Source organism: uncultured Oscillibacter sp., assembly GCF_910579365.1.
Taxonomy (GTDB): Bacteria; Bacillota; Clostridia; order Oscillospirales; family Oscillospiraceae; genus Oscillibacter.
The window spans coordinates 1-3,910 of record NZ_CAJTUX010000127.1; the positions used below are offsets into that span (position 1 = coordinate 1).

Sequence of the window (3,910 nt, forward strand, 5' to 3'; positions counted from 1 at the left end):
CCAACCGGGAGACCCTCCAGCGCATCTATGGCATTGCCTTCCCGAAGAAGGACGAGCTGGACGCCTACCTCCAGCGGATCGAGGAGGCCAAGAAGCGGGACCACCGGAAACTGGGCAAGGAGCAGGGCCTCTTCATGATGGCCGACGAGGGTCCGGGGTTCCCCTTCTTCCTGCCCAAGGGCATGGTGCTGAAAAACACCCTGCTGGACTACTGGCGGCAGGTCCACAAGCGCTATGGCTATGTGGAGATTTCGACGCCCATCATCCTGAACCAGGAGCTCTGGCATCGGTCCGGACACTGGGATCATTATAAAGACAATATGTACACCACGGTCATTGACGAAGGGGACTATGCCATCAAACCGATGAACTGCCCCGGCGGGATGCTGGTGTATAAGAATGAGCCCCACAGCTATCGGGATCTGCCTCTTCGCATGGCGGAGCTGGGCCTTGTTCACCGGCATGAGATGTCCGGCGCGCTGCATGGCCTGTTCCGCGTCCGCTGCTTTACCCAGGACGACGCCCATATTTTCATGACGCCGGAGCAGATGAAGGACGAGATCAAAAATACCGTCCGTATTTTTGATGAAATCTATTCCACCTTCGGACTGACCTACCAGATTGAGCTTTCCACCATGCCGGAGGATCATATGGGGGACGAGGCTGTCTGGAAATTTGCCGAAGATACGCTTCAGGCCGCCATCACAGAGGTGGGAAAGGACTTTATCATCAATGCCGGGGACGGCGCGTTCTACGGTCCCAAGCTGGATTTCCACCTGTCCGACTCTCTGGGCCGGACCTGGCAGTGCGGCACCATTCAGCTGGACATGCAGATGCCCGAGCGCTTTGAGCTGGAGTATACCGGAGAGGACGGCCAGAAGCATCGCCCCATTATGATTCACCGGGCCCTCCTGGGCTCCATCGAGCGCTTCATCGGCGTCATTACCGAGCATTTCGCCGGGGCGTTCCCGGTCTGGCTGAGCCCTGTACAGGTGAAGGTCCTCACCGTCACCGACCGGGTGGACGCCTATGCCGCCGATACAGCCGCCGCCCTGGGCAAGCTGGGCTTCCGGGTGGAGACGGATGTGCGCAATGAGAAGATTGGCAAAAAAATTCGGGAGGCCACCCTGGAGAAGACGCCCTACATGCTGGTGGTGGGAGACCGGGACGTGGAGAATCAGACCGTCTCCGTCCGCACCCGCTCCGGCGAGGATCTGGGGGCCATGAGCCTGGAGGACTTTGCCGCAAAGCTGAAAGAAGAGGTTGACACCAAAGCCATTCGGTAAACCGCAGACGAAAGGGACGTATCCAATTTGGATACGTCCCTTTTTGTGCCTTGGGCTGCCGCCGCTTCGGCGGCTATGGGAGCCAAAGCGGCGGGGCGGCGTGCTCTCGGTTCTTTCGAAAACGAGGGGGAGTCACTTGTGTGGCACGTGCCAGATGTTGTCCGCGTACTGGGCAATGGCCCGGTCGGCGGCAAAGATGCCGCTGCGGGCAATGTTGTGCAGGCTCATGCGGTTCCACTTGAGGGGATCGGCATAGGTTTCCACCATACGCTTTTCCGCGTTGCAGTAGGACTCGAAGTCCGCCAGGAGCAGGTACTCGTCGGCGGGGCTTCCGCCCAGGCCCAGCAGCAGGCGCTGATAGAGATCGTCATACCGGACGCCGTCCCGGAAGCCGGTGCGCAGAGCGTCCATGGCCCGGCGAAGGCGTTCGTCCCGGTTGTACCAGCGCTGGGGCACATAGCCCTCCCGCTTCAAGGACGCCACTTCGTCGGCATGCAGGCCGAAGAGGAACATGTTCTCGTCGCCCAGCACCTCGTGCATCTCCACATTGGCTCCGTCCAGAGTGCCGATGGTCAGCGCGCCGTTCATCATGAACTTCATGTTGCCGGTGCCGCTGGCCTCCTTGCCGGCGGTGGAAATCTGCTGGCTCACCTCGCTGGCGGGCATCAGAACCTCCGCCAGGGAGACCCGGTAGTTCTCCAGGAAGACCACTTGCAGCTTATCCTTGCAGATGGGATCGTGGGCAATCTGGTCCGCCAGAGAGTTGATGAGGCGGATAATCCGCTTTGCCACTTCGTAGCCCGGGGCGGCCTTCGCGCCGAAGAGGAAGGTGTGGGGCTGGACAATGGCGTTGGGATTGTCCTGGAGCTGCTGATAGAGCGCGATGATATGCAGCGCGTTGAGAAGCTGCCGCTTATATTCGTGGAGCCGCTTCACCTGCACGTCGAAAATAGCGTCGGGGTTCAGGATGACGCCCCGGCTCCGTTTGGCGTGGACGGCGAAGGCCTCCTTGTTCTGGCGCTTGATCTGAGCCAGACGCTCCAGCACGGACGCGTCGTCTGCAAAGGCGTCCAGCTTCTGGAGAACGGAGGCGTCGGAGAGGTAGGCGTCGCCGCCGGTGAGGTCCTTGATGAGACCGTCCAGTCCGGGGTTGATTTCGCTGAGCCAGCGGCGGTGGTCAATGCCGTTGGTGACATTCTGGAATTTTTTGGGCTCCATGTCGCAGGCGTCCTTGAAGACGTCGTTGCGCAGAATGTCGGAGTGGAGGGCGCTGACGCCGTTGACGGCCATGCCGCCGGCGATGCAGAGGTTGGCCATGCGGACCTCGCCGTCCCAGATAATGGCCATCTTCTTCGTCTTGGCGGGGTCGTGGTAGAATTGCTCCACGTGCTTTTGCCAGCGGTTGGAAATCTCCTGGATGATCTGCCAGATACGGGGCAGGCGGCGCTCCATCAGAGTCTGGGGCCAGCGCTCCAGGGCCTCCGCCAGAACGGTGTGGTTGGTGTAGGCCACGGAGTGCGTGGTGATATACCAGGCGTCGTCCCAATTCATGCCGGTATCGTCAATGAAAATGCGCATCAGCTCCGGAATGACCAGAGTGGGGTGGGTGTCATTGATCTGAATGACGTTCTTCTCATGGAAGTTTTTCAGCGTCCCGTAAGTATCCAGATGCTTGGCGGTGATGGACTGGATGGTCGCGGAGACGAAGAAATATTGCTGCTTGAGGCGGAGGGACTTGCCCTCAATGTGGTTATCCTCGGGATAGAGAACCTTGGCGATGGTCTCGGCCATGGTCTCCTCCTCCGAAGCCTTCAGATACTCGCCCTGGCCAAAGAGGCTCATGTCGATGGCCTTGGTGGGGCGGGGGTCCCACAGGCGGAGGACGTTCACATGATCCGTATTGTAGCCGGCGATCTCCATGTCATAGGGCACCGCCTGCACGGTGGTGGCGTTCTCATTGACAATGTGGAGGTGTCCGTCGGCCCAGAATTCCCGAACGGTACCGCCGAAGGAGACCTGCTGGGCCTCGGCGGGCTTGGGCAGCAGCCAGGCCGCCCCCAGGTCCTTCCAGTGGTCGGGGAGTTCCACCTGCTGGCCCTCCACAATTTTCTGCTTAAAAAGACCCAGCTCGTAGCAGATGGAGTATCCGGTGGCGGGAATCTCCAGAGTGGTCATGGAGTCCAGATAACAGGCGGCCAGACGTCCCAGTCCGCCGTTGCCCAGGGCGGCGTCGGGCTCCATCTCAAAGATGTCCCCGGCCTTGAAGCCCAGGTGCTCCAGCGCCTCTTTCAGCTGAGGCAGCAGCCCCAGGTTGTAGGCGTTCTTCATCAGGCTCCGGCCCATGAGAAATTCCATGGACAGATAATGGACCTGCTTTTTTTTGTTCTGACGGGTGCGCTTCCGGGTTTCCACTTCCCGCAGGGCCATCATGTCCCGCAGGACCAGGGCGCTGGCCCGCATCATCTCACCGTCGGTGGCCTCATCGGCGGCTTTGCCGAAATTGGTCATCAACTTGGCGGACAGGGCTTCTTCCAGTTCTTTTGTCGTAATCGATGTCATGAGCATTCATCACTCCGCCGACTTCTTCTTAGCGGCGGTTCCTTTCTTTGCGGATGTCTTCTTCT

The 3,910-nt window shown here is 59.9% G+C and carries 2 protein-coding genes; one reads left to right on the plus strand and one right to left on the minus strand.

Annotated features, from left to right (window positions below; genetic code table 11):
• The coding region (thrS, locus tag QZ329_RS15175) for a threonine--tRNA ligase (protein ID WP_295753845.1) at positions 1–1,286 on the plus strand (1,286 nt) is incomplete at its 5' end.
• 132 nt (positions 1,287–1,418) lie between these two features.
• Here thrS and QZ329_RS15180 read toward each other — a convergent pair.
• Positions 1,419–3,845: a glycogen/starch/alpha-glucan phosphorylase gene (locus QZ329_RS15180; protein ID WP_295753846.1), complete on the minus strand. Its 2,427-nt coding sequence runs from the start codon at positions 3,843–3,845 to the stop codon at positions 1,419–1,421.
• Between the last annotated feature and the right edge of the window lie 65 nt (positions 3,846–3,910).